Source organism: Bacteriovorax sp. PP10, from assembly GCF_035013165.1.
Lineage (GTDB): Bacteria > Bdellovibrionota > Bacteriovoracia > Bacteriovoracales > Bacteriovoracaceae > Bacteriovorax > Bacteriovorax antarcticus.
Genome location: NZ_JAYGJQ010000002.1, coordinates 1,390,404 through 1,416,744, shown reverse-complemented (window position 1 = coordinate 1,416,744; position 26,341 = coordinate 1,390,404). Strand labels below are relative to the sequence as shown.

Genomic DNA, 26,341 nt, shown 5'->3' with positions numbered 1-26,341 from the left:
GAATATATGGAAAACGTATTATTAAATGAACTAGTGAAAAATTCTGCTGACGTTTATACGGCAACGACAGAACTTGGTGCCAGTTACAATCAGGCGATGAAAAATGCTCTTGAACAATTCAAGACACTGGGGATCCCTACAAAAAAACACGAAGACTGGATTTACACAAATATTTCTAAGAATCTTTCTCCACGCTTTTTCACTCGTGCCAGTGAAATCGTTCATGACCTTCCGAAAGAAGTGATCGACCGCCGAGGGATGATTATTCTAAATAACGGAGTCTTCAACCGTCATCAATCAGTTCTTCCGGAAGGAATTGTGATTGATCAGCAAAGACCAAGTGAGAAGTTCTTCGATACTTTCGATGCACTTAACTTTAGTGTGGCCCTATCACCTCTTTTCTTAAAAATTAAAAAGAACACGGTTATAGACTTCCCGATCACAATTGTTCACTTAGTGGATGATGCTGGTGTTAATAAAATCGTCTCTCCACGCATCACTGTTGTGGCAGAACCATTTTCTAAAGTTTCTATCGCTGAGTTTTTCACTTCGACTCAGAACTTATTATTCCAATATACAACAAACAGCTCGATTCACTTTGATGTGTTAGAGAATGCTTTTGTTGAACACGTAAAATTCCAAAACGAAGCCATCGCTTCAACTCATATCGGATTAACTTCTGCCACAGTTGAAAAAGATGCTCAGTTTAAATCAATGACTATTGACCTGGGAATTTTAGTAGCTCGTCACAATATCGACGTGCACATTGTAGGAACTGGTGGAGAAGCTCACGTTAACGGCCTTTACGCTTTAACAAAATCTGAGCACGCTGACATCTTCTCAAATATTCACCACGATGCCGCTCATACTAACTCTGATCAATTATTCAAAGGGATCTTAGCTGGAGAGTCTCACGGTGCTTTCACTGGGAAAATCATCATCGCCAAAGACGCTCAGTTAGTTAACTCTAACCAGTTAAATAAGAATTTAATGCTTTCGAAAAAAGCTCATATCGACACTCGCCCACAACTTTTAGTAGCTGCTGACGATGTTAAATGTGCTCACGGAGCAACTGTCGGACAATTATCTCAGGAAGAAGAATTCTATCTTGAGTCTCGCGGGATCAAAAAAGATAAAGCAAAAAGAATGTTATGCCACGGATTCGCGGCCGACGTTCTTTATTTAATTGAGAGCAAACCTATTCAAGAACGTGCTTTAAAAGTGCTTGAAGAAAACTTTGAAAGAACGGCCTTAAGTGAGATGAATTTATGAAATCTACACTAGACGTTGCAAAAATCAGAAAGGACTTTCCACAGTTAAGTACGACTGTGAATGATAAACCTTTAGTCTATCTCGACAATGCGGCGACAACACTGAAGCCTCAAGTTGTGATCGATGAGATGACAAAACACTTAAGTCAGGATGTGGCGAACGTTCACCGTGGCGTGCACACGCTTTCAGAAATGGGGACTCGCGCATTCGAAGAAACGAGAGTGACTGTTCAACATTTAATCAACGCGGCACATGTTCACGAAGTTATTTACACGAAAGGAACAACTGACGGGATCAACCTGCTGGCAAACTCTTTTGGAGAACAATACTTAAAAGCGGGAGATGAAATTCTTCTTTCTCAAATGGAACACCATTCAAATATCGTTCCATGGCAAATGATTGCCGAGAAAAAAGGCGCTAAAGTTGTCATGATTCCGATCAATGATGCTGGTGAAATTTCTCTGGATGAGTATAAAAAACTTTTAACTCCTAAAACGAAAATCGTATCAGTCGTTCATACTTCAAATACTCTGGGGACTACAAACCCGGTAAAAGAAATGGCCGCACTTGCTCACGCAAACGGTTCTAAGTTTGCGCTTGATGCTGCTCAATCAATTGCTCATCAAAAAGTTGATGTCCAGGATTTAGACTGTGACTTCATGGTTTTTTCTGCTCATAAAATCTACGGGCCAAACGGTCTGGGAATTTTATACGGAAAAGAAGACCTGTTAAATGCAATGCCTCCCTACCAAGGTGGTGGAGCGATGATTTCTGAAGTGACGTTTGAAAAAACAACTTACAATATTCTTCCCAATAAATTTGAAGCAGGAACTCCAGCAATTGCTGAAGTGATCGCCTTCAAATCAGCGATTGATTATTTATTATCAATTGGTCTGGATGCAGTTAACTTTTATGAAACTGAGCTCCTTGAGTACGCGACAAGCGAACTTAAAAAGATCAGCGGTGTAAGACTTATCGGTGAAGCAAAAGAAAAATCAGGTGTACTGTCTTTTGTTATTGATGGTGTTCACCCTCACGACCTGGGAACACTTTTAGATAAACAAGGTGTAGCAATCAGAACTGGTCACCATTGTACTCAACCTCTTATGAAGCGTTTTGGAATTACGGCCTGTGCTCGCGCAAGTTTTACTTTCTACAACACGAAAGAAGACGTCGACACGTTTATTGCAGCTATAAAGAAAGCAAAAGAATTTTTATTATAATTAAAAGGACAATTATATGAGTGAAGCCATTATGGAAACTGAACTTGATATCGACATTCAACCTACACCGAACCCAAATGCACTGAAGTTCATCATGAACATTCCAGTGAAGATGGAAGGAAATTCAACATACAAGTCACCAAGTGAATGTGGAGAAAACCAACTTGCTCTTGAGTTATTCAAGGTAAGAGGAATTGATCAACTACACTTTTTTGAAAACGTTATCGCTATTACAAAGTTTTCTTACGAAGACTGGAACAGTGTTGAAACGGGTGTAATGAAAGCATTAAAAGAATTTATGCCGACTCACAATCCAAACTACAACGATCCAAATCCTGAAGCAGACAGAAGAAAAAATCTATCTCCTGAGCTTCAACAGATCGAAGCGATTCTTGATAAAACTATTCGCCCCGGTCTTCAAGGAGACGGTGGAGATATCCAGGCACTAACTTATCAAGACAACATTCTGATGGTTAAGTACCAAGGGGCCTGTGGGACATGCCCAAGCTCGACAACGGGGACTCTTGAGGCGATTAAGGCCATCCTACGTGATGAATTGAACCCAGAGATTGAAGTTTATATTGCGCCTGAATTCTAAAATTCAGGCCCTCCTTTTCTCTTGCATATTCATGCACTTATCTTATTTTCCCAAAACTCCCTGAAATAGAGTTTGACTACTCAAACATTTAATCTACAATACTAACAGGAGGATCTTAATGATCATTCAAAATTGTAATCCCCTGTTAGTTATTCTTAGTAAAATTGAGTCGATCATCGCTGATCAAAAAACTCAACATCCGAACCTAAACGATGAAGAAATCATCGAATTCATAAAAATTAAATTTTCAATCGAAAATAGATCCTAATTTTTTTAAAACCATTTCCGAATGGACATAAAAATATCCGAACTCAAACTAACAGGGGAACATTTTTATGTTATCAAAATGGAAAACGTCAGTATTAACAGCTGCAACTATTATGACTCTAGGTTTTACTACTTCATGTGGTAAAAACGATGCAACAAATATCCAGATCGCTGGTGTGAAAGGGCCGACAGTATCTCTTCTTCAGGACAACCTGATGATCTCTGCGGTTTTTGATAACGTTCAATTAGACGGTGGTCTTCGTTACAACATTCCAAAATATAAATACTCATACATTGAAATTTCTCCAGATCTAGAATCTGCAGGAACTTTAATGTCAGTTTCTATTTCATTAAAAGATATCGTTGATGGTGGATTAGATGCTCTTCCTCCAGCGAAACTTCCTGGTGGAAGAAACCTTCCAGGGATTACTTCAGGATCTCTTCCTGCTGTAGCTTTCTCAATTGAAAAATTCCACAACATGAGCCTATTTGTTGGTAAAGATGTTTTTGGTATCTTCCTTCCAACTAAAGTTGGTGTTGATGGAGCAATCGCATCTTTTAGATACTACATTGGTGACAAAAGAGCAGGTACAGTTTCTATCGTTGGAGCTGATACTAACGGAGAAAACTCAGGTGTTCTTCTTATGTTAGATATGAAAGGACAAGTTAAGTCTCAGATCATGAACGTGTACAAAAAATTTAATCAGTAAACCTAAAAAATGCGTAGCATTTTTACTAGGTTTGAATGATGAATGAGATGAACTTACTTTTTCAAGAGTTAGGTTTACACGATAATCTTAGTGACTGCTTGGTGCTTTAAGCCTCGCGGTCACTTCTCTTCCGAGAATTGGAACCAAGATTACCGACACCATAATCACTCCCGCCCCTAGCAGATTCATCACATTCAATGCCTCACTAAAAACGATATAACCAAACATTGCGGCAAATGGAGCTTCCATTAAAAAAATCAATCCAGCGATATGATCCGGGATTTTTTTCTGGGCAACAATCTGAGCGGTAAAAGAAATCATGCTGGAGAAAATTCCCAGATAGAGAAGGCCGATAAGCACGTTGTGAGCTGGATCCATGACCACACTCAAGTCCACACTGCCCTTCATGATAAAAGCGACTGCAAGCGACATCAGGGCCACAAAAAAGTTCTGAAGAAAATTAAACTCAACCGGTGACTCGATATGATTGGCCACTCTCCCTACGTAAATAATATGTAAGGCACCAAAGACTGCGCATATCAGCGTGTAGAAGTCTCCAAGATTTAAATCTTTGATTTCCAGGTTAGACATTAAGGCCATTCCAAACATCGCCAGAAGAAGCAGAAGCCAGAATGTCGGACGGTATCTTTTTTTGAAAGCGATCATCGTGATGACCGGAATAAAAAGCGTGTATAAAGTTGTGATGAATCCACTTTTTGCCACAGTCGTAAGACTCAAACCAATGGTTTGAAAAAGCATGATCCCGAATAAAAAGATCGAACTGATAAAAGCTTTTTTAAGGATATTATCTTTTCTCGTGAATGATTTTTTATAAAGTAAAAAGGGTGTTGAGCAAATTCCTGCAACGGCAAAGCGAAGAGCATTGGCCCAATAAGGATCAAGAGCAACCAGCGTCCATCTGGTCGCGACAAATCCGTATCCCCAGATTGCAGTAGCGAAAACTAAGAGAAGAATGTTTATAAACATCTCTTAATTCCACTCACGAGGATAATAGTACTCCATCATCTTTTCGTGAACTGAACCGGCCTTTGGTTTGTACTTGTATGAGAACTTCGCGCGAGCTGGAAGAGAAATGAGAATTGAATCCGTTCTTCCATTGGTTTTTAAACCAAACATTGTCCCACGGTCGTGAAGTAAATTGAATTCAACATAACGGCCACGTCTATGAAGTTGGAAGTCTTCGTCTTCGGCATCGAAAGCTTCATCCTTTCTTTTTTCAACAATCGGGAAATAAGAATCAATGAAGTTTGATGAAATGTCTTTTACCATTTCAAGATCAGCGTCGATATCTGTCGTATTAAAATGGTCGTAGAAAAAACCTCCGACTCCTCTCATTTCATTATTTCTGTGAGTGTTCACAAAGTAGCTGTCACACGTTTTTTTCCACTCTTCATAATGCCCATAAGGAGTAATCGCCTCTCTCCATGTATCGTGAAAATACTGGAAGTCTTCGACGTGCGGGTAGTATGGAGTTAAGTCTGCCCCACCGCCAAACCAGAATTTTTCACCAGCGTGGATCATTCTAAAATTTGCGTGAACAGTAGGAACACGTGGGTTCCTTGGGTGAATGATAAGTGAGATACCTGCGGCCCACATCTGGTCCCCGGTTCCTCCGAGTTTACCAGCAAAGGCCGGATCGATGGCACCAAAAACCATTGAAGTGTTCACTCCAGCATTTTCAATGATCTCTCCTGTAAAAGCGCGAGTGATCCCGCCGCCTCCGGGGTTCCCTGTATGATCAAGGCGTTCCCATTTGTCTTCTTCTAAGTTTAATTTAGGATCGACATCAAAAAGTGCCATAGTAATTTCGTCTTGAAGTGCTCTCACATAACGATGAAACTCAACTTTTTTAGTCTCTAAATCTTGCATAATTATTCCCATGTCTTCTTTTCATTCGAGGGGTCCATGTGTTAAAACTGGACTATAAATATAAGGCCCTAAAAAGATAATAATTAATACCATATATGACTAAGTTTGTCCTTACGCTGATGCTTTTATTTTCACTGACTGAAGTCAGTCAAGTTCGTGCGGAAACGGCCGATAATAGTGATGCAAAACCTTACATTGATAACGACGTCATTGTGGATCCGGTCAGCGGACGTCGCACAAACCTTTATCATTACGGCTACACTGAGCGAACTCACAGTGTTCAAGAAACAGTTACAAATGTCGGGGTCGTTTACGGTCTTACCTGGGTTTTCTATCCGCTGATTCAACCAAAAGTTTTCAAAGTTCATGATGGTGTTAATCAATACAAAAATAATTTCGGGAAGCTCGTATTTGATAAAGATGAGCCGGTCTGGAATTTTTTCGTGCACCCGATCAGTGGATCACAACTTTTTCTTTTATACCGAGCTCAAGGTTACTCGCGCATGAGTGCTTTAGGTTTAACCACAATCAGCTCAACTCTTTTTGAACTGACTGTCGAAATTTTAACTGAACCTGCCAGCGTGCAGGATCTTTATATGACTCCTATCCTGGGAACAGTTTTGGGACTTGGAATTGAAAGCTTTTCAATGTCTCTTCTTAATTCTGGAACTACGGCCGGAAAAATTGTCGGACACCTTATCAACCCGGCCACACTTCTTCCTTTGTACGAAGGCAGAACCTTAATCATTCCCAAGTTTGAACCGGAAGATAAAGGCGCCATGGTAAAAGTGGAGTTGATGTTCTGATGAAAAACTTCATTCTCTTTTTTATTTTAAGTTTCATTTTGGTTAATACGGCCAGTGCTGATATTTTTTCTTCAGATAAATTCACACTACGCGCGGGACTATCATTCAACCTGACTCAAATTCACACTGACCGCCTGATCGACCATACCGAAATCGAAGACGATGGAAACCCTGAAGATGAAACCAAGACCGTCGGTCTGGGGTTTGTAACCAGTATTGGATACCGCTATGACAACTGGGAATTCGCCATGGCCGGCGATGTGATCTTCGGAGGCTTCACTGATGTAAGTTTTAATTACAACAGCAGCAATACAATCAGAGGTGGTGGTCACTTCCGACTTGTCAGTATCGGCCCACAGATAAAATACTACACACCCTATTCGATTTTAAATTTAGCAAACATCTACTTTGGTTTCGGCCCATCATGGTCACTGCAAACATTTGTCTTTAGACATCCAATAACCACTGGTGGATTTAACGATAAAAAAAGAGTGAGTTTTGAAAATTACGGTGGATCACTTTTTATTGGTTTCGAAGAAATTAAACCATTCAAAGAAATGCACCCTATCTTTTTAGAAGTTGGTTACAGCTACATGCACTCTTACAAAGTTTCTATTTTAGATGCCAGCAATTCAGCAAATGTCATCACTCTATCCGAAGGTGATTCAAACGATTTCTCCGGCCAGTACATTATCGTTCGTGCGGGAATGGCCCTTTTTTAATATGGGTCTCAAAGTAGTTAAATACCTGACTTTTCGTCTCCTCTAATTTCAGTCTTTTAAAATCTTCTTAGCAATTTTTATGGCCATTATTTAAAGGCATTTTTTATTGTTTCTCCCAATATTAATGGGTTGGCGTAAAGTAAAACTCTCCTAAAGAAGTAACCTATAATTAACGATGAGATGACTGATAAGCGCCTTTAAATGAAGGATTTTTATGAAACTCAAATCGCAATTATTTACTACCCTGACTGTCACTTTTATTGCCTTCAACTCTTTTGCAGCAGAAAACGTTGCGAAGGTTGTGGTCATGCGAGGAATGGTTAAAGCAAAACTTCTTGATGGAACCATCATTGATGTAAAAGCTGATCAATCAATCCCAGAAGGTGCTGTCGTTCAAACTGCAGAAAAAAGTTTCGTGAAGCTTCTCTTCATTGATAAATCACAAATGAACTTAGGGCCAAATTCACAAATGATCATCAACGCTTTTCCTAAAAAAGAAGCTGGGATTATCACACTGGTGAAAGGACAAATCAGATCACAGGTTACAAAAGACTATATGGAAATGGATGATAAGAGTAAAAGTAAACTCTATATCAAAACAAAAACTGCAGCGATGGGTATTCGTGGAACTGATTTCCAGGTTAACTACAATCCAGACAACCAAAACACATCTTTAATTACTTTCGAAGGTAAAGTGGCCATGGCCCACATTGGAAAGGACATTAGAGAAAATAAATTTGACCAACAAAATCTTGAGCGAGTGGTCTCAAGTGACAAGGCCGTATTCGTCACACAAGGACAAGTTTCTGCCGTTAACTCAAACGTGGCCGAAAGAGCAATGGTTCCTACAAAACTTGGGACAAAACAAATTGAAGCTCTTGAAGGTAACGAGACTGGGATTAAAGAATCATCTGAAACAGATAGTGGAAAACAATTTAGAAACCCGATTCCTCCTGGAGCAGAAGGGGCAGCGTTTTCTAATACGTCTCCTGATTTAGATAAAGAAGTTTCTAAAATGGGTATTTCTGTAAAAGCAATGCCAACAAATTTTAGTGAGAAAGCAGCAGCACCTGAAGGATTTTTTAACAATGATACTGGTGAATATAAACTTCCAGCGGGAAGTATTATCGACCTTAACACTGTTAACATCATCCCTCCTCCAACCAATGCTGTGTTTGATAGCAACTCTGGAACTTATGTTGTTCCGGAAACGTTTGGTAAAATCGATAAAGTTACTGGGGAATATAAAGCACCAGCTGGTCTTGAATTAGGTGCCGATGGTAAGTTTACCGTAGTAGATGCTGATGCTTTTAAGAAAGCTCAAGAGCCTGCGAAGGAAGATAAAAAAGAAGAACAAAAGAAAGAAGATGCTCCTAAAAAAGAAGGAGATGTGAGTGCAACTACGACTGAAGGGACAGATGGAAGAGCGCCGGCAAGTACTGCTCCAGCTGCAGACATCAAAGTTCCAGTAGTACTTAGTGGTGAAGCCAAGGTTTTCGCCGATACACATGCTGAGCCGGTAGCACCACCTTCAAGAGCTCCAGCAAGCTCAGCACCGCCGACAACAACTCTTCCACCTAACGTTGCCGCTGATCTGGCCGCTAAAGCAGCTGCGGTTCTTGAAAAAAATGCCGCAGCAAAACAGACGGCTACTGACCGTGGGGTTACAGTCCCTACCAGCAGTAAGGTAAAATTTATTTTCAATGCACAGTAATTAAATATCACTTATAATTATTGAGAACACAAATTACTAAAGCACCCCTAGTGGGTGCTTTTTTTGTTATAGGGATGTAACAATGATTCTCAATCGTTTATCGATCACAGCTTCTGCTGCGCTTATTCTTATGAGTTCAAGCGCCTTCGCCAACACTCAGGAAGAATTCTACAAAAGTTTTAAGGCCGGACAATATCCGAAAGCACTTGAAGCCTTAAACAACATGAAAGACAGCACACTGGGAACTAAGTCTTACCTGCTTGGTTTAACTTATTCTAAGATGCAGGAATACGATAAGGCCGCTGCTAACTTTGCAGTTGCTATTCGTGAAAAAAATACCAGCAGCGACCTCTACTACGAATACGGGCAAGCACTCTACGCTGCCAATGAATTAAAAAAAGCGCGTGAAGCTTTCAAGACTTCTGCAAATAATAAATTCAATGGTCCCGCTTCGCTTTATTATGTCGCTCACATTTCACAAATTTTAGAAGAACATGAAGTGGCCAAAGTATATTTCATCAAGGCCATCAAAGATAAAGCATCAGACGACAAGATGAAACAAATTGCACAGTTTCAATTAGGTGAAACCCTGCTTTCGATTGCCCGTGAAAAATCAGCTCAACCAGAAGATCTGCAACGTCGTGTGGAAAAATTCATTCTACCTATGATGAACTCTGCTTATAACCTGGATAAAAGGTCATCTCTTGCGACAGACATCGATCACAGGATTTCAGAAGTGATGGTAGAGTTTAACCTCGATCCTAACCTGCTTGCTAACGGCAGAAGAGTAAACCCTAAGCGCTACAATGCTTATGTATCTCAAAAGATTCGTCACGACGACAACATCTCTTTGGTGAACGAAGAAAACAACGTTCAACAAACGAAGAAAGCTTCTTTTATTTTTGAAACCGAAGCTTACGGTAATTATGATTTCATTATCAATAAACGCTATATCATCTCACCTGAGGCCAGACTGACTTATACTCAGCACTCTGACAGAACAGAGCCGGAAGTTTATCAAAACGACTCTTTCGTGATGAACTTCGCTCTTAAAAATAAATATGAGCACAAAATAAGAGAGCTTCCTGCAAGTTTCCTATTTGATATTGATTACTCGAAAACTAACAAAGACTGGCAGGCACAAAAGAAAAAAGAATTTTATGCAAAGGCCACAACTTTCACTTTCGGGGAGAGTTTTAGTTATTTCGATTTTGGTGATACAACGTTTAAATTGAAAAGAAAAAATTACGTTGGTGCTAGCGAGGCCATCAGTAACCATACGACGGCATTCAGCGCAGACCAGACCATCTTCTTACCTATCCAGCATTTAATTGTCGCGATGTTTGAAGCGGATTTTATCGACAACTTTAACAATACAGCAACTAACACCAATACATTCCTATTTCGCCTGGACTACATCATCCCGGAAATCAGACCGACTTATACATTGGGACTGGCACTAGCAACAACGATGACAGACACTCTTGATCAAAGAACCACTCGTGGAACGGAAGTTTCATTGAATCCTTCAATTGATCTGGCAAAAGATTTAAGTGATAAGAGCAAAATTAGTATTAACTATGACTTCACTAAGAGTTCATCAGACGATCCTAACTACGCTTATACAAAAAGTGTTTTCACAACAGAGTATCGCTATAGTTTTTAGTGGAGTGTAAATCATGCTTTTTAGAATCTTCCAGTACCTGGGAATTTTAGCGATTATCATGTTCAGTGCAGCCAGCATTTTCCTCTCTACTAATGCCAGAGAGATTAATGCTTTTGCCAATCAGTCTTTTATTTACAATTACGCTTCATTTTTCGAAGATCGTTTTTTCGATTTAAGAATGAAACTGACGATTGATAGAGATAAAAAAGACAACCGTCTGGTTCTAGCTGCTATTGATGATAAATCTCTTTCAAAAATCGGACGCTGGCCTTGGAGCAGAAACGAACTGGTAAAACTGGTTAATAAGCTGGATACATTTGGTGCTAAAGTTGTGGCATTCGACGTTTTCTTTTCAGAACCAGAACTCGCTTGTAATGCTGAGTCTCCCGACTTACTTCTTGCTGAAACTTTTAAAAAATTTCAATCCACTCCTGGCCGCAAAATTATCCTGCCTTTTTCTGTAGGGAAAAAAGATAAAGACTCAGAAGATGAAGCCAATTATTTCAAAGATGCTCCTGATCCATTACTAAACTATATGATGGATGCCAGACAGGCCGAAGGAAGTAATCTTCAGGAGTATGTAGCAGAGAAAAAAGTTTTCCCAATTGAAGTTTTAACAAATGCAGAAACGGGTCTTGCCCACATTGAAGCCGAAGCAGACACTGATGGAGTCTTTCGACACTATCCTGTGACTGCGAACCTTACGTCTTTATACTTCCCTTCATTTGCCCTTCAGGCCTATGAAATGTTTTCTGGCGACAAAGTTGTTATCAACATCCCTTCTCCTGAATCGGCCTCTATTAAAACAAAAAAAGGAAATCTTTTTGTAAACTATAATGGAGAAGCAAAAGTTAGATGGTTTGGAGGTCTTGATCACTTCCCTGCAAAAGCAGTCTGGGAAATTCTTGAAGCAAAAGACAACGATGCTGAGATGAAAAAAGTTTTTCAAGATAAACTGGTTTTTGTCGGATCAACTGCCTACGGTGCTAACGATTTAAGAAATACACCTGTTGATCCAATTCTTCCTGGGATCATTTTCCACATGAACATGGTTCACATGCTGCTTGAAGGAAAGTTTTTAGTTTCAGAAGATGAATCAGCGAAAATCTCATGGGTCATGTTAATTGGTGGAAGTGTTGCCATTATTTGTGTCATGCTTTTAGGAAACCCTATCTTCGACTTCTTTGCAGTCATTCTAATTCTTACAGGTCTCTTCTATCTCGATACTTATTATTTCATACCTAGGGGCTACAATACCCGGTTATTCTTTTGTCTCTTCTCCGTACTGGCCTGTTACTCCTGGTCAACCTTTCTGCATTTCTACGCTTCTAATAAAGAAAAGAAAAAGATCCGCGGGACATTCTCTCGCTACCTTGCTCCTTCAATCGTTAACGACCTTCTTAAAAACCCGGACAAAGTTCGTCTTGGTGGTGAGAAAAAGAATATTACCGTTTTCTTCTCTGACGTTCGTGACTTTACCAGCATCTCAGAACGCCTGACTCCCGAACAGCTGACTCTATGTTTGAACAAGTACATGACGATGATGACGGATACACTCTTCGAGCATAACGGAACACTAGATAAGTATATCGGTGACGCCATGGTTGCTTACTGGGGAGCACCCGTTGACCTTGAAAATCACCCGTATTGGGCCGTTAAAGGTGCCTTGCAGATGATCGACAGGCTTCCGGCCATCAACGTTGAATTCGAGCGCGACGGATTCCCACAATTCAAACACGGTATCGGTTTAAACACTGGTGAGTGCTCAGTTGGAAACATGGGATCGAATCAGATTTTTTCTTATACGGCCTTAGGTGACAACATGAACCTTGGTGCTCGTCTTGAGTCGCTTTGTAAGTACTATGGTGTTCAGTTAAATATTTCAGAGTACACAAAAAATTCAATTCCTGCTGATCTTCAAAAGGAGTTCACATTTAGAACTCTGGATAAAGTAAAAGTTAAAGGGAAAGAAAACGCGGTAACGATTTATGAAGTTCTGCACTCGACTCACCCACTGATTAATGAGCGTGAAGCTCTGGAGATGTATGAGCAGTCTTTCCAGATGTATTTAAGTCAGAAGTTTATTGATGCTGCTGCAAACTTTAAATCACTTGCGCAGAAGTTTCCTGAAGATCCAAGTTTTGAGAGGATGCTGAAGATGTGTGCGGACTTTATTGAAGTTCCACCGGCGCCGAATTGGGATGGATCTTATACTCACAAGTCGAAGTAACATAAAAAAACCGCATCTTCTGGTGTGGTTTTTTTATTTTTGAAGCTATATTTCATAATATTAATGGTTTCCACACTCCTGTTACTTTTACACAATCCACCTTAAATATTTTAGGCATGTCACCATAGGATCACAAACCTCATGGAGATCCATATGAAAAAGTATTTTTTCCTTTGCTCACTAATGGCCACAATGTCTCTCCCACTTTTTGCCCAGTCTCAAGGCCAGGAATTAAAAACATTAAATTGTGTCGGCGTAGGAAACATTTGGAATGCAGCAGAATTCGGTGTTGTCTCAACTGACCAATCAATCGCAATAAAACTTACGGATGCTCAAAATATAGAAGTTAAGATTAACGAGACAATCCAAGAAAATTTCCTTGCGGTCGTTAATGATTTTTCTCAAAACAAGAAAGGCAAAATAGCTGGTGTTCTAACAGGGAATGAATCTGGGGACTATGGAGCAATATTGGAAAAAAAGATTGCTTTCACTCAGCTCGTTTCAGATCAAAAAGGTAAAAACTTACAGAGTGATGTAGAAGTTAAACTTCAAAAGCCTTTCGTATTCAAAGGTGAAGTGACTTGTAGTGATGCTGAACTAAAATAAAAAAGATCTGCTTATACGCTTACGATAACTCACATCATTTGATGTGGGTCATCGTGGGTCTTCTAGATTGGCATATTCACTAATGTCTAAGGAGTTTTTATGAAGAGTTTATTATTAGTTCTTGCCATTACAACGATCCAACCATCTTTCTCTTCAGAGGATCCAGGGCCCTTCGTATTCAGTTATGCTGCTTGTAAGGATATGACCGGTAGAGCAAATTTAAAAGCTATTGCATATGGTGTAGGTTGGACGAAACTTGAAGCCGAAACCAGTGCACTTTATAATGTTCAATTAAATTTTGGATGTGGAGGAAGAGGACCTATAATTGTAGAATCCGCTACAGTTACTTCACAAAAAAACTCAAATTACTGTGTAGCTGCCTGTGTTGGTTTCGATGGTGTAGATAATAGATACACGCGTGGTGGTACAGGAAGAAATTTAACTGAAGCTAAGTACAGTGCTTTACACGAGACTCAGGTCGCTTTCGGCTGTGGCGAAATACAAATTGTAACTTGCCAATAAGTTATATTATTAAAAATAATCTAGATTTTAATACTTAAAACAAGAAGCCCCATTTATCATAGATGGGCCTTCCTGTTTTATTTTTTAGATTGGCATATTCACTAACGTCTGTACGATTTTCATATAAGACGGAGAACTAAACTCCTCAATCAACTTAGGTATTATCAATTTCATCTCAGGTTTCTCTTTCTTATCTGTAATCTCAACAAACAATTCCACAAACGCTTCTGCAACCAACAAGACTTTCGACAACGGTGAAAGATCCTCTGGGTACTTACTGGCAAAGCCCGAACCTTTCTTCATCCCATGGTGATGTTTAATCAAGATGTCTGCGCCCATCGGACAGCGCTTATAGGCCACAACCAACTCAGCAGCAAGGCGGGCATGGTTCATAACTATATCTTTTTCTTTTTCATTCAATAACGGACTATTTAAAAGGGATTTCTCAAATTTCAAATCAGGGTATTTCAAATACAAAGGTGCTAAGTAAATATCATGAAAAAATAAAACAAAGTTAATCTTATCCGCCTGCCCGTCTCCACCCCAAGTCACATTCTTAATAATATGATTGGCCACATAACTCGTAATCATCGAGTGGATAAAAATATAACCACTTTTATTATTCATCAGTGTAGAAATAAGGCCTTTTAGTTGGATATTCTCTTTCACAACTTCAGTCATAACTTTAGAAGAGGCCGTTGCAATCTCTGCCATTTCCTGCTTCACTTCCTCACTGGAAAATAAATTGGCCATGGCAAATTCATAACCATCATTCAACACTTCAACTTTCTTTTCTGTGGATTCACCTGATAAATTCTTTAGGGTTAAAGTAATTTTTTCAATTAACTTAATAGAAACATTATTGACGATAACCAGACGGTCAGAGCTCTTTACATAAACCTGATCAACACCGAGGGATTTAATATTTTTCAAACTTTCTTCGATGGCATCATCAGTACGTGCCAACATTTTCTTTTGCGAGTTCACTTCGTAATAAAGATTGCATGGAGCTTTCGAGAGCCCTTCAATTGGAGTCATCGAAATAGGATAATAGTCTCCCATTTGTAGCTCTGCCATTTGCTTGGCCGTAACATTCAAAATAGAAGCAGATTTTTTTAAAAGTGATTGGATATTATAGCGAGAAGAAACAGCAAATGTTTTAGCATCGATATCTTGGTCTGCATCCGCTCCTACTTTAATAAGTGGGGTCTTCACACCATATGATCCACGGTACGCGTTTATTTCCTGGAAGGCATCTTGCTTATTAATTATATCGAGTGAGATGATCAGATCAAAGTTCTTCTTCTTTTTGTGAACAGCAATAGCGGCCTCTGCAGAAGTTACAAGCTCCACAGAAGTGGCAAGATAAACCTCAAGGTTCATCACGTACAACACACTCAAAAATTCATTATCACAAACGACAAGAGTTCTACTCATAGGCAGTCCAGAATTAAAATATTTTCTAACTAAACAAGAATAGCACACAATGATTTTTGTACGAGAGGCAATTTAAGGAGATTAATCAGGAAAAAAAAGAGGCCGCAAAAAGCGGCCTCTTGAACAGTAACTTAGTATTTTAGTAAGTCTAGCATTCCAGTATAAATACGATCTGTATTTGGAAGGATTGCTTTTTCAAGAATACGGTTGAATCCAACTGGAGTATTAGTTGAACCAATACGTTTCACTGGAGCATCAAGGTATTCGAATGCTTTTTCGTTAACAACACCAACAAGCTCTCCACCGAATCCACCGAAAACTTTATCTTCGTGAACGATTAGGCAGCGACCTGTTTTCTTAACAGACTTAACGATTGAATCAACGTCTAGAGGAACGATTGAACGTAAATCGATAACTTCAACATTGAACCCTTCAGCTTCTAATCTGTTAGCAGCTTCAAGACACATATGAACAGTGTTTCCGTAAGTTAATACTGTAAGGTCTTTCCCCTCTTTTCTTGTACGAGCAACTCCGAATGGTACTTCGAAATCTTCAGGCACAGGAGTCATTGCTGACTTTGAGTTGTATAGAGCTTTTGGCTCCAGGAAAAGAGTTGGTCCTTTTGATCTGAAAGCAGTTCTAAGTAATCCAGCAGCGTCGTCAGCGAAAGCTGGAACAACGATTCTGATACCTGGAATAGCAGCTAGAGATCCTTCAAGGTTTTGTGAGTGGTAAAGACCACCACCGATATATCCACCAGAAGCTAGACGGATAACAACGTTCGGTGAGAACGCTCCGTTAGATCTCCAGTAGTCGTGAGACATTTCGATGTATTGTTCCATAGCTGGCCAGAAGTAGTCAGCGAATTCTGCACCTTCAACACACACGCGGATATCATCTCTAAAACGAGAGAAACCGTTTGCCGTTCCAAGGATAAAGTCTTCAGCGATTGGCCCGTTGAATACGCGGTCAATTCCGAATTCTTGTTGCATCCCTTTTGATACGTTGAAAATCCCACCTTTTTCTTTGTTGGCCATATCCTGACCCCAGATAAAAGTATTTGGGTTGTGACGGAATTCAGCTTTAAGAGTTCCATTGATTGAATCAATGAACTTTACTGGTTCACTAGTTTCGTTATGCGTACCTTGTGGGTATTTTGTTGAAACGTGAGCTTCAGCATATAAGAAATCATAAATAGAAGCTGGATCCGGGTTTGGTGCTTTCATTGCTTTTGTATGGGCATCAAGCACTTCTTTTTTCATCGCTTCATCAACAGCAGCTAGTTCAGCTTCTGTGAAAACTTTTGCATCTAAAAGTTCTTTTCTAAAACGTGGGTATGGATCTTGCGCTTTTGCAGCTGCAATTTCAGCGTCATCTCTATACCATTCGTGTTTGTCTGAGTTCGAGTGATTTCCAATACGAACGCAGTCAGCGTGAACGATTACTGGTTCACTTTTTTCAATCGCGATTTTTCTAGCTTCATCCATTGCTGACATAGAATCGAAAACATCTTTTCCGTCACAGTGAATAATTGTTAGGTTTAAAAATCCTGTGAAGTTATCAGCAACTCGCTCGTTTGCCGTTTGATCACGCTTTGGAACCGAAATCCCGTAGCCATTATCTTGGAAAACGAAAACAACTGGAAGTTTTTCAACAGAAGCTCCGTTGATTGCTTCGTAAACGTAACCTTCTGATACAGAAGACTCACCTTGAGAAGAAATCGCAACACCTTTGTGCTTATATCTCTTCATTGCACGAGCAACACCAACAGCGTGAAGTGTGTGGTTACCAGTACACGATGATACGTTGTGAATGTTCCATTCTGGTTTGGCAAAGTGGTTAGACATGTGACGTCCACCAGATGCTAAGTCAGTTGCTTTTGAAATACCGTTTAAGATAATTTCTTCAGCGTTAACACCAGCAGACACTGCAGTTAGCATATCGCGGTAGTATGGGAAAAGATGATCTTCTCCTCTTACAAAAGTTTGTCCGATTGCTAATTGAATTCCATCATGTCCAGCATACGGTGCATGGTAAGACCATCCAACTGCTTGCTTTAAATAATTTGGCGCACGTTCATCTAGTAAGCGCCCAAGAGTCATTAATTCATACCATTTTTTTAGTTCAGCTTTCGGCGTTTTTTTGGCCGAGTACTTCTTTTCTACTTTTTTCAGCATAGATACCCCAAGTCATAAAAAATATAAGAAATTAGATAGTAACAAAAAAGATTTCATTCTACAATTTGGATAATTTTTTTAACGTCTTGTGTAAGGAGATTTTTATGCCTGTAGCGACACCTAAACAATATAAACAAATGCTAGAGAGTGCGAAGAAGGGCGGATATGCTTTTCCAGCTATTAACGTAACATCAATGTCTACTGCTAACGCTGCACTGAAGGCCTTCGCAGATAAAAAGTCTGATGGTATCATTCAAGTGTCTACTGGCGGTGGAAAATTCGCTTCTGGATCTGTGGGAGATATGGCCCTAGGTGCCATTTCTATTGCTCAACATGTCCATTTAATGGCCGAGAAATACAATGTATTAATCGCACTTCACACTGACCATTGCCACCCTCAATACGTGGACTCTTTCATGCTTCCATTAGTTGCTGAAACAGAAAAAAGAAGAGCAGCAGGACTTCCAAATTTATTTAATTCACATATGTTTGATGGATCAGAACTTCCTCTTGCTGAAAACATTAAAAAATCAAAAGAGCTTTTAGAAAGATTTGTTAAATCAGATTTAATTCTAGAAGTTGAAACTGGTGTTGTTGGTGGTGAGGAAGATGGACACAGCAATGAGCATGCTCCTGCTGATAAACTTTATACTTCATCTGCAGAGATGGTAGAAATCGCAAAAGTCCTTCGCCCTATCGGGACATTTATGTACGCTGCAACTTTTGGTAACGTTCACGGAGTTTACAAGCCAGGTAACGTAAAATTAAAACCAACGATTCTTCGTGACGGACAAGCTGCTGTTGCAAAAGAATTTGGTAAAGAAGCAGAACACTACCTCGTGTTCCACGGTGGATCTGGGTCTGAGCTTCATGAAATTCATGAAACACTTGGATACGGAGTTGTAAAAATGAATATCGATACTGACACTCAATACGCTTACACAAGACCTGTTGTTGATTACATGATGAAAAATTACGACAAAGTTTTAAAGATCGATGGAGAAGTTGGATCGAAGAAACATTACGACCCACGTGAATGGGGAAAAATTGCAGAAAAAGGCATGACTGAAAGAATTGCTACTGCTTGTGATGACTTAAAATCGACTGGTAAATCTCTACTTCAATAAGTTGCTATTTCTCACCCCTCCCTAAAAGCGAAAGCTTTTTCCGAGGGGTTTCTATTAAAAAAGATACCCGACAAACATACTTCACGAAACGACATGCCAGTCTCAATTTCAACAACTTAATCAAAGCTTTGACCCCTATTCTCATCGTACTAACGTAAATGAATTATATGTCCGATAAACAAAAAAACACATTATTGATCAAGAGATCAAAGGTCGTTATGAAATTTTTGATGACATTAATCTCGCTTATTTTTTCGGTGAATGCTTTTGCATTCAATGATGTTTGTATTGATATTTCAACAAATAAGTATTTAACTTTTTCAAACCCGTTTACAACAACAGATTCTGTTCCTGCCAATGATGTTCTGACACAAAAAGAATCAGAAGAAATAACAAATAAAGAACTTGCTCGGATGAGTACAGAAATGCAAGCGAAAATGAATCCTATTTGCAATACCTCTAAAGTAGATGCTGATGAAATTTTAGAAACATTTATAAAAGAATGTAACGAATCTCTGCCGGCCAAAGACATTGATAAAGGCATCGGCCACACCTACTCTCTTTTATCTAGATTCTGCAAAGAGAATGCTCAATTTATTCGAGTTTACATTGCAGGACTGGTCACAACTCCAAGGTGCGATAAGGTTGAAGTCGTCGACAGTTCAGGACGAGATAAAATTAAAGAAGTGAGTGGTGAAAAGCGCTTACCTCCTCCCCCAACAAGCACATTAAGCAAATAGGATTTTGTATGAAAAAGATTTTAACATTCATTACATTATTTATTTCGTTTAATAGTTTTGCGATCGTAATTACAAATCAACCAATATGTGAAAGGCCGAGCCGAAAAGCTCTCTTAGAGTTTGATGTCACTTTAAATAAACTCTCCCACGAACTTTTTCAGAATAAAATGGAGAGTTTTTTTAACAAGATTTGTTGGGAAGATATAGAACCTAAAATGCTGGTTGATCAAATTTATAAAGAATGCTCTGATTTTGCAGCAGGTACCGATTCATTAAAACTCAATACAGTTGCAGAATTTCAAATACGATGTGAGTCACTAAAACAACACGCACTGACACTTCTTCGTGCCAGTGAAGTGGCCAAGAAAAATAAATGTGAGCAGAAAAAAGAGACCCCTTTGGATGGCCTGGATAATTTTTTACAAAAATCTAGGAATGCAGAAACGCTTGAAAAGTACTAGAAATCATCACGTAATATTCAGAACTTAGAATTATCACTGCTAGGAAGCTTTTGCATAATGCCCTTTTCTTGAACGAAATACCCAATTCATGTTTAAATAATCTAATGATAATTAAAAATCTGACATTGGCAGTTCTCGCATTTTCATCATCAACTCTATTTGCAGCAAACCATATGGTTCTTATGGGCGGTAGTGGCGATCCTGATGGGCCTAAAACTATTTTTGATAGTACGGCAGAGATGCTAGGTAAAAATCTGCAAGCAAGTAATCAGTGGAAGTATCAAGTTGCATTCAATGGCGGACACTCTGAAACAGAAACAATCATTGCAACAAATTTTTCAAGACCAACTGCTCCTACGACTCCCTTCAATGAACAAACTTATAAAAAAATGATAGCGGACTATAAAGCAAAAATTATGTCCGGTGAAATTGCTTCTGGTGATCAGTTAGTTATTGTTATCGACACTCATGGTGCGGAAAAATCAGATAAATCACTCACTCACCAAATCGCTGTCAACTCTGCAAAAAAAACACCTAATCGAGGTATTACAGATTTTAACAATCTGTCAGGTTCAGACACTGTCAGCTTAGATGATCTTCAAGAAATTGTTAAATTAACAAATCAAAAAGGAATCAAGCTCGGCATTATCGATATGAGTTGCCACTCAGGAAATACGCAGGCACTTAAACAAAATGCTCCCAATACATGCATTGTGACTTCTACAGGGCCTCAGCATTATGGCTTCGCGGGTGCTGGGACTTTTAATGGCCAGTTATGGAACAGCTTTAAACCAGGTGTAAACCTTGAGCAGGCCTTTTTAGAAGCGCGCTTAAACGCAAGAGATAATGGTTACCCAATGATCTCTACACCTGCTGGCACTGAAATTGACAGTGAAGTTTATAAGGCCATCACTCCTTACATGTATTACAAGAGCCCTATTTCAGACAAGCTTACTAATTACATTAAAACCAATTCAAGCGATCAACTCATTTGTCAGAGAGAAAATCAGTTCAACGAATTGATTGCGAAAATTAATGCATTAGAGGCCGCTGCCAATGGAACAAAAAACGGCTACAGCGGTCAAGAGTTAAAAAGATTAATATCACAATACAAAGCTCAGCAAGATGAAATGATCAAGACCTTGAATCAAATGGGTGGATCTCTTGCGGATACTGTTGAAACTTTTATCGAGAAAAAAAGTGGCCCAGATTCAAATCCACTACAACTCAGCTGGAAACTGATTGCAACATCTGACCCGGATGGAACAATTAAATACTTTCAAGAGCAATCAAAAAAAACAAAAAACGCTAAAGAGAAGGCAGATTATGCGGCCATTATTGAAAAATGGAATCAGGTTAAATTAAAAAAGGCCGAAATACTTAGAAAATATCCGTCGATGAGTAAACTTGATGAAACGAGTAAAAAACTCATTGCCCAAATGGAAGATAACTATCAGGCAGTCTTCAGTATTACGTTGCAGGAAAAGAAATTCTATAACGAGCTTTACCGTAAGAAGCAAAATGGAAATTCTAATGATGCCTGCGCTCAGATTGTTTTTTAGGAACTCAATTTATGAAATTTTTCTTTCTCCTATTTTTTGTCTCTACAACCCTTCACGCTAACGAATTAAGCGAATGCGGAGAGTACACAATAAAAGGCGTTATCCGTCCTTTAAAAGATGGAATCACAATCGTTGTGAATGAAAAGACCAAGTCTGAGTTAAAAATTACCACGACAATTCCTGAGTCGTCTCAACTAGCGGCCTTTAGTAATAGGCCCGTCACAGTCACAGCTCTTTTAAATAAGAAATTTGATGGAACAAAAGGTTTTGCTGAGAAAATTATCAAGACTGAATTCCGCCTACCCGATCCTATGAATCCAAAAGACACAGGGATCAATCTAGAGAAAAAAGGTGAATGCGCTAAGAGTTTATAAAACGAAATCTATTTCTTCATTAACATTTTTTCCATTCTATCCAAACGGACTTTCATCTCAGCATTTTCTCGCTGCAGTTTTTTAATTTCCTGATCTTTGGCACTCAGCTCAGATTTAACTGAAGCGATCTCTCTCGTGTTCTTTTCTGTAGTACTGAAAAGATCCGTTACCAACTTACTAAGAGTCTTAACTGCCTCAATAAGCGGAGCAATTAACATAGTGTAGGCCACTGACTTAATCCCGTTGGTTTTATCTTCTGTCACCGCATCTGGAAAAACTTTTTCAATTTCCTGAGCGATAACTCCCATCTCTTCTCTATGGCCTAAAACCAGTTCTGGATGAACATCGTGATTCCAGTTATAAGTGACCCCTCTGATCTGACTAATTTTTTCCAATGCATTTGGAATCGTTGTTATATCTTTTTTCAAACGACGATCTGAGGCGTTCACGTAAGCGCTCGTTCCCCCTGCTGTCCCATTTACATAAAACATATAAGTGCTGTTGCTACCGTTGATCCCAACTCCTGTATCAGTAACTCTTACTCTTTCAATTTTATTAGCTGCTAAAATGACGGGAACTCCCGCTCCTTCTGATGTATAAAAAATAGAGTTCGGAAGATAAGTTGCTCCAGAGTTAGAAAAGCCCATAAAACCTTTAGTTCCACCACCATCATCAAGCATTTGAAATCCAGAATAACCATCGGCCGCAGTGTTTCTAAAACCACCAAGAACCCACCCGGAATTTCCCGATGAAACATTTGAAATTCCTGCATTAATAGCTGCTCCTGAAAGTGTATTGGCCGTTAAAGTAAGCGCTTCTATATCGCCATTAACGCTTAGAGCTTTCGTTGGATTATTATTTCCAATTCCCACATATCCAGCAGAAGTAATTCTTACCTTTTCTGTATTATTAGTTCCCAAAATAATGTTTCCATTCTTTGAGTTCATCATTGTCATATCAAATGTTGTTCCGCTTTCGTATCCAAAATATCCTGACATCGTATTTAAGCTGGTACGATCAGCATAGAACCCCATTGAAACTTCATTCTTTGTTCCGTTAACACCCGATGGTGATGTCTTTAAAGAAAGAACACCTGATTTATCTGTCACCCCATTTACTTGCTGTCCATAGATTTCAAGAATTCCTTCATTCGTTAAATTCATCAATTTATCTGTAGCGGCAGGAGCTGCTGATGCAGAAGTCCCTCTAGCAAACCAAAAATTTCCAAGCGCATTGTAATCATTAATTAAATTCATTGTATCAATAGCAGAAGCACCTGTTGATTTGATCTGCATCCCAACTGCGCCTGTTCCTTCGATACTTAATTTTCCGATTGGAGTAGTTGTTCCAATCCCGACGTTACCTGCAAAACTTGTATCACCGGCCGCAACTTGTAGAGCAAGGGCCTTCGTAATAGTTGTATTTGTTCCAGCAGCTGGTGCTCCTGCAATATATAAATTAGAAGCTGTAGTTAAAGTTGTTGCGCTTGAAGAAGCAAGTGTAGGAATCCCAATAGAAGAAACTGCACGAGTCGCAATTGTTCCACTTCCCGACGTATCGGTTAATGTATTTGCACTGATTGCAAAATTTGCTCCCGTCGTTGTCCATGAGGCCTGAGATTTATTTCCAGCGATATTTAAATAAGCGTTAGGTGTTGATGTTCCAATCCCGACATTGCCTGAGCCCATAACTGTAAGAACTGAAGTACCCGCATTTGTCACATTTAGCACAGTTTCATTACTTCCAAGCGCAGCAATATTACCACTACCGTTAGACTTGGTAGCTTGTAAATAAAAGGCAGAAGCAGTTGGTGCCGTTGAACCTAAGTAAGCAATCAACCCCACTCCGCTTGTCGTAGCATTTGACGTAACTCCAGTTAAACCTAACCCACCGCCAGTTCCATTAATGTTACCGATGTAGCCCGAAGCCGTAGTTGGAATCACTGAACTAAAAACTGAGAATGGATGCGATAGATCTCCATCGGTGAAAAGAATATTTGGATCTGCTCCTGCCGCCGTATGGATATGAAGCGGCATCATTGGAGAAGCTGTTCCTATACCTACTTTTCCACCAGCATAATTAATCCCACCTGTCGCTGCTCCCCAGTAGCTTGCACTAGCTGGAAGTCTTGCCGCTGCAATTGTCCCTGTGGTAATTTTATCTCCATCAAGTGAATCAATATTCACGCAAGAAAAAGCATCACCTACAACTGAATAATACAATGTCTGATTGGCAGCACATCCTGTCCCTGGAAATAAATTTCCTAAGGCCGTTGATTTTAAATCCGTCGCCGTCACAAATGAAGATATCCAGTTAGTTCCTGCTGTCGTGTACTTAAAAAAGTGTCCATCAGTTGGGGCCGCTGCTGAGACAGTGACACCTCTAATTTTTGCAACTGTAGGACTTGGCAGAGTTCCTGTAAGGTCTCCACTCATTGTGGCCCCGGAAAAATCTGTCACTTGTTTTTGTAATTTTCCAAATGCTGAAATGACTGTATCACTTGCAGTGATTGCTGCATTCGTGAGCGTTAATCCTGTCAGCGCCGTTCCCAGCACATCAGTCGTTAAAGTGGCCCACGTATTATCACCTTTTAAATATTTCGTTGAATCTTTTGTTCCAGTTGCATTCAATGCTGTTAACGGAATCGCTGCTGCCGGAACATTGAGTTTTGAGTAATCAATTGCCGCTGCAGCATTAATGTCAGCATTAATAATTGTTCCATCAAGAATATGTGTTGCCGTGACTTTACCTGTACCAATGGCAGTTGCACCTGAAGTCCCACCGACGTCACCTGTTAATGCCACTGCTCCTGACGCCGGAGTCGTCCATGTTAAAACACCTGAACCATTCGTCGTCAGGACTTGATTGTTAGCTCCTGCATCGATAGGTAAAACCAGAGTATAAGCATCACTAGTCGCATGCCCTCTGATAGTAACGTAATTACTTCCGCCTTTAATTTTTAAATCACTGTCCAGAGTTAAAATTCCAGACATAACTCCGCCGGCCTTTAGCAGTCTTAAATTATCAGCTGTATCAACATAATCTTTTGTTGTGGCCTCTGTTCCCAGAACTGGAGTTGGAACATTTAAGATTGTTAAAATTGTTCCACCTGTTTTATCTAATTTCGTCGCAAGTGTATCAAAAACCACATTCCCATCTGGTGCATGAGTTGTATCACCATCAGTGATTGCCGTTGCTAATATGGCCGCAGCAGAAGGAAGTCCTGTAATTTTAGCTGCAGGAATATCACCATCCGCAATCAATAATTTTGCGTAAGGAATACTACCTGCTGGAATGTTTAATTTTGAATAATCAATCGCTGCTGCCGCATTGATGTCAGCATTGACAATGGCCCCATCTGTAATTTGAGCGCTGGTGATAGCGCCTGTAATTTTAGTAGCAGCAACATCTGCAATTTTAATATTTGTCACTGATCCATCGGCCAGCTCAGTTGTTGTGACTGATCCAGCTCCACCTGATGCTCCTGCGATATCATTATCAGCAATCCACTTCACTCCATCGTATTTTAAAACTTGTCCTACCGTCGGAGCGACTGTTAAATCGACATCAAGTAATTTATCAAGACTGTAATCACCTTCTACAGCAACCACTGCCCCACTTCTTCCAAAAATAGTTGAGACTCCACCCGCTGTAGACTGGGCCACATGATCGTACGCGCTCCCATCCCAGATAATCCAGTCACCGATATTATACGTTGGAGGGTTTGCCACATTAACAATATAGTACTGGCCGACAATTGTAGATGTTGGCTCAGACGTATTAGCATCCCATGTCCCTTTATAACTAATTCCTGCAAGTGCACGAGGCATCCATGTATTTGATGTCTGATCATAAACCAGTACATCATTATTGGCCGGAGCTGAGCAATCAAAACCTGCTCCACCTAAAGTTGCATTACATAATGAAAAATCAATTTGAAAAGTTGCACTGGCATTAGCGTCCGATAAAATTAAGCTGAATACTTTTGAAACATCAAAAGAAAAAGCATGAACTGAATTGGCGATAATTTTTGTAGCAGTCTGTGATTCAATAGAGAAGTTTTCATTGAGTGAATGGCCACTTACTTTAACATTTGAAACTTTCGCAAGACTGATACCATTGATGATTAATTGATTGTTAATGATTTGAACTGAAGAGACACTGGCACTAGTTGTTGAGGCGTTACTTTTCTTATTTATACTAACGGCCAAATCACTTTTGCCCGGTACACAACCGG

The 26,341-nt window shown here is 39.6% G+C and carries 22 protein-coding genes; 17 read left to right on the top strand and 5 right to left on the bottom strand.

Annotated elements, in window-relative coordinates; all coding sequences use genetic code 11:
• Positions 1–6: 6 nt before the first annotated feature.
• From sufD to SHI21_RS16840, 5 genes are all read left to right on the top strand, one after another.
• Positions 7–1,272 carry a Fe-S cluster assembly protein SufD gene (gene sufD, locus SHI21_RS16860; protein ID WP_323578089.1) on the top strand — a complete coding sequence of 422 codons (1,266 nt, stop codon included), beginning with the start codon at positions 7–9 and terminating at the stop codon, positions 1,270–1,272.
• Complete coding sequence (locus SHI21_RS16855) at positions 1,269–2,495, top strand: aminotransferase class V-fold PLP-dependent enzyme (RefSeq protein ID WP_323578087.1); 1,227 nt, start codon at positions 1,269–1,271, stop codon at positions 2,493–2,495. Before sufD ends, SHI21_RS16855 begins: the two co-directional genes overlap by 4 nt.
• Before the next feature lie 16 nt (positions 2,496–2,511).
• Positions 2,512–3,093: a NifU family protein gene (locus SHI21_RS16850; protein WP_323578086.1), complete on the top strand. Its 582-nt coding sequence runs from the start codon at positions 2,512–2,514 to the stop codon at positions 3,091–3,093.
• 118 nt (positions 3,094–3,211) lie between these two features.
• On the top strand, positions 3,212–3,361 hold the full coding sequence (locus SHI21_RS16845; RefSeq protein WP_323578085.1) for a hypothetical protein: 150 nt from the start codon (positions 3,212–3,214) through the stop codon (positions 3,359–3,361).
• Between the two features lie 67 nt (positions 3,362–3,428).
• Positions 3,429–4,070, top strand: coding sequence for a hypothetical protein (locus tag SHI21_RS16840; protein ID WP_323578083.1), 642 nt, complete (start codon positions 3,429–3,431; stop codon positions 4,068–4,070).
• 87 nt (positions 4,071–4,157) lie between these two features.
• Here the strand turns inward: SHI21_RS16840 and SHI21_RS16835 are convergent, their stop codons facing one another.
• Together SHI21_RS16835 and hemF are read right to left on the bottom strand one after the other, a co-directional pair.
• Entirely contained in the window at positions 4,158–5,057 is a 900-nt protein-coding gene (locus SHI21_RS16835) for a DMT family transporter (protein ID WP_323578082.1), read from the bottom strand.
• 3 nt (positions 5,058–5,060) lie between these two features.
• Positions 5,061–5,960, bottom strand: coding sequence for an oxygen-dependent coproporphyrinogen oxidase (gene hemF, locus SHI21_RS16830; protein WP_323578081.1), 900 nt, complete (start codon positions 5,958–5,960; stop codon positions 5,061–5,063).
• Positions 5,961–6,055: 95 nt separating this feature from the next.
• Here hemF and SHI21_RS16825 point away from each other — a divergent pair, with 95 nt between their 5' ends.
• From SHI21_RS16825 to SHI21_RS16795, 7 genes are all read left to right on the top strand, one after another.
• Complete coding sequence (locus SHI21_RS16825) at positions 6,056–6,766, top strand: DUF3943 domain-containing protein (protein WP_323578079.1); 711 nt, start codon at positions 6,056–6,058, stop codon at positions 6,764–6,766.
• Positions 6,766–7,488: a hypothetical protein gene (locus SHI21_RS16820; RefSeq protein WP_323578078.1), complete on the top strand. Its 723-nt coding sequence runs from the start codon at positions 6,766–6,768 to the stop codon at positions 7,486–7,488. The genes SHI21_RS16825 and SHI21_RS16820 overlap by 1 nt, the downstream gene beginning before the upstream one ends.
• Before the next feature lie 214 nt (positions 7,489–7,702).
• Positions 7,703–9,202 (top strand): FecR family protein, encoded by a 1,500-nt coding sequence (locus SHI21_RS16815; protein WP_323578077.1) that lies wholly within the window; start codon positions 7,703–7,705, stop codon positions 9,200–9,202.
• Between the two features lie 82 nt (positions 9,203–9,284).
• Positions 9,285–10,868 (top strand): tetratricopeptide repeat protein, encoded by a 1,584-nt coding sequence (locus tag SHI21_RS16810; RefSeq protein WP_323578076.1) that lies wholly within the window; start codon positions 9,285–9,287, stop codon positions 10,866–10,868.
• A gap of 13 nt (positions 10,869–10,881) precedes the next feature.
• On the top strand, positions 10,882–13,098 hold the full coding sequence (locus tag SHI21_RS16805; RefSeq protein ID WP_323578075.1) for a CHASE2 domain-containing protein: 2,217 nt from the start codon (positions 10,882–10,884) through the stop codon (positions 13,096–13,098).
• 153 nt (positions 13,099–13,251) lie between these two features.
• Positions 13,252–13,704, top strand: coding sequence for a hypothetical protein (locus tag SHI21_RS16800; RefSeq protein WP_323578074.1), 453 nt, complete (start codon positions 13,252–13,254; stop codon positions 13,702–13,704).
• Positions 13,705–13,803: 99 nt separating this feature from the next.
• Entirely contained in the window at positions 13,804–14,226 is a 423-nt protein-coding gene (locus SHI21_RS16795) for a hypothetical protein (RefSeq protein ID WP_323578073.1), read from the top strand.
• An 84-nt stretch (positions 14,227–14,310) separates the two neighbouring features.
• Here SHI21_RS16795 and SHI21_RS16790 read toward each other — a convergent pair whose 3' ends face one another.
• Positions 14,311–15,663: an HD-GYP domain-containing protein gene (locus tag SHI21_RS16790; protein ID WP_323578072.1), complete on the bottom strand. Its 1,353-nt coding sequence runs from the start codon at positions 15,661–15,663 to the stop codon at positions 14,311–14,313.
• 131 nt (positions 15,664–15,794) lie between these two features.
• Positions 15,795–17,840 carry an alpha-ketoacid dehydrogenase subunit alpha/beta gene (locus SHI21_RS16785; protein WP_323578071.1) on the bottom strand — a complete coding sequence of 682 codons (2,046 nt, stop codon included), beginning with the start codon at positions 17,838–17,840 and terminating at the stop codon, positions 15,795–15,797.
• Positions 17,841–17,944: 104 nt separating this feature from the next.
• Between SHI21_RS16785 and fbaA the strand changes: the two genes are divergently transcribed.
• The 5 genes from fbaA (at position 17,945) to SHI21_RS16760 (ending at position 22,104) form a co-directional block, all read left to right on the top strand.
• A complete protein-coding gene (gene fbaA, locus SHI21_RS16780) occupies positions 17,945–18,967 on the top strand; it encodes a class II fructose-bisphosphate aldolase (RefSeq protein WP_323578070.1) in 1,023 nt (340 codons plus the stop codon).
• Positions 18,968–19,185: 218 nt separating this feature from the next.
• On the top strand, positions 19,186–19,707 hold the full coding sequence (locus SHI21_RS16775; protein ID WP_323578069.1) for a hypothetical protein: 522 nt from the start codon (positions 19,186–19,188) through the stop codon (positions 19,705–19,707).
• Positions 19,708–19,715: 8 nt separating this feature from the next.
• On the top strand, positions 19,716–20,168 hold the full coding sequence (locus SHI21_RS16770; RefSeq protein WP_323578068.1) for a hypothetical protein: 453 nt from the start codon (positions 19,716–19,718) through the stop codon (positions 20,166–20,168).
• A gap of 104 nt (positions 20,169–20,272) precedes the next feature.
• Positions 20,273–21,730, top strand: coding sequence for a hypothetical protein (locus SHI21_RS16765; RefSeq protein ID WP_323578067.1), 1,458 nt, complete (start codon positions 20,273–20,275; stop codon positions 21,728–21,730).
• An 11-nt stretch (positions 21,731–21,741) separates the two neighbouring features.
• Positions 21,742–22,104, top strand: a complete 363-nt coding sequence (locus SHI21_RS16760; RefSeq protein WP_323578066.1) for a hypothetical protein — start codon at positions 21,742–21,744, stop codon at positions 22,102–22,104.
• An 8-nt stretch (positions 22,105–22,112) separates the two neighbouring features.
• Here the strand turns inward: SHI21_RS16760 and SHI21_RS16755 are convergent, their stop codons facing one another.
• Positions 22,113–26,315, bottom strand: a complete 4,203-nt coding sequence (locus SHI21_RS16755) for a tail fiber domain-containing protein (RefSeq protein ID WP_323578065.1) — start codon at positions 26,313–26,315, stop codon at positions 22,113–22,115.
• Positions 26,316–26,341: the final 26 nt, after the last annotated feature.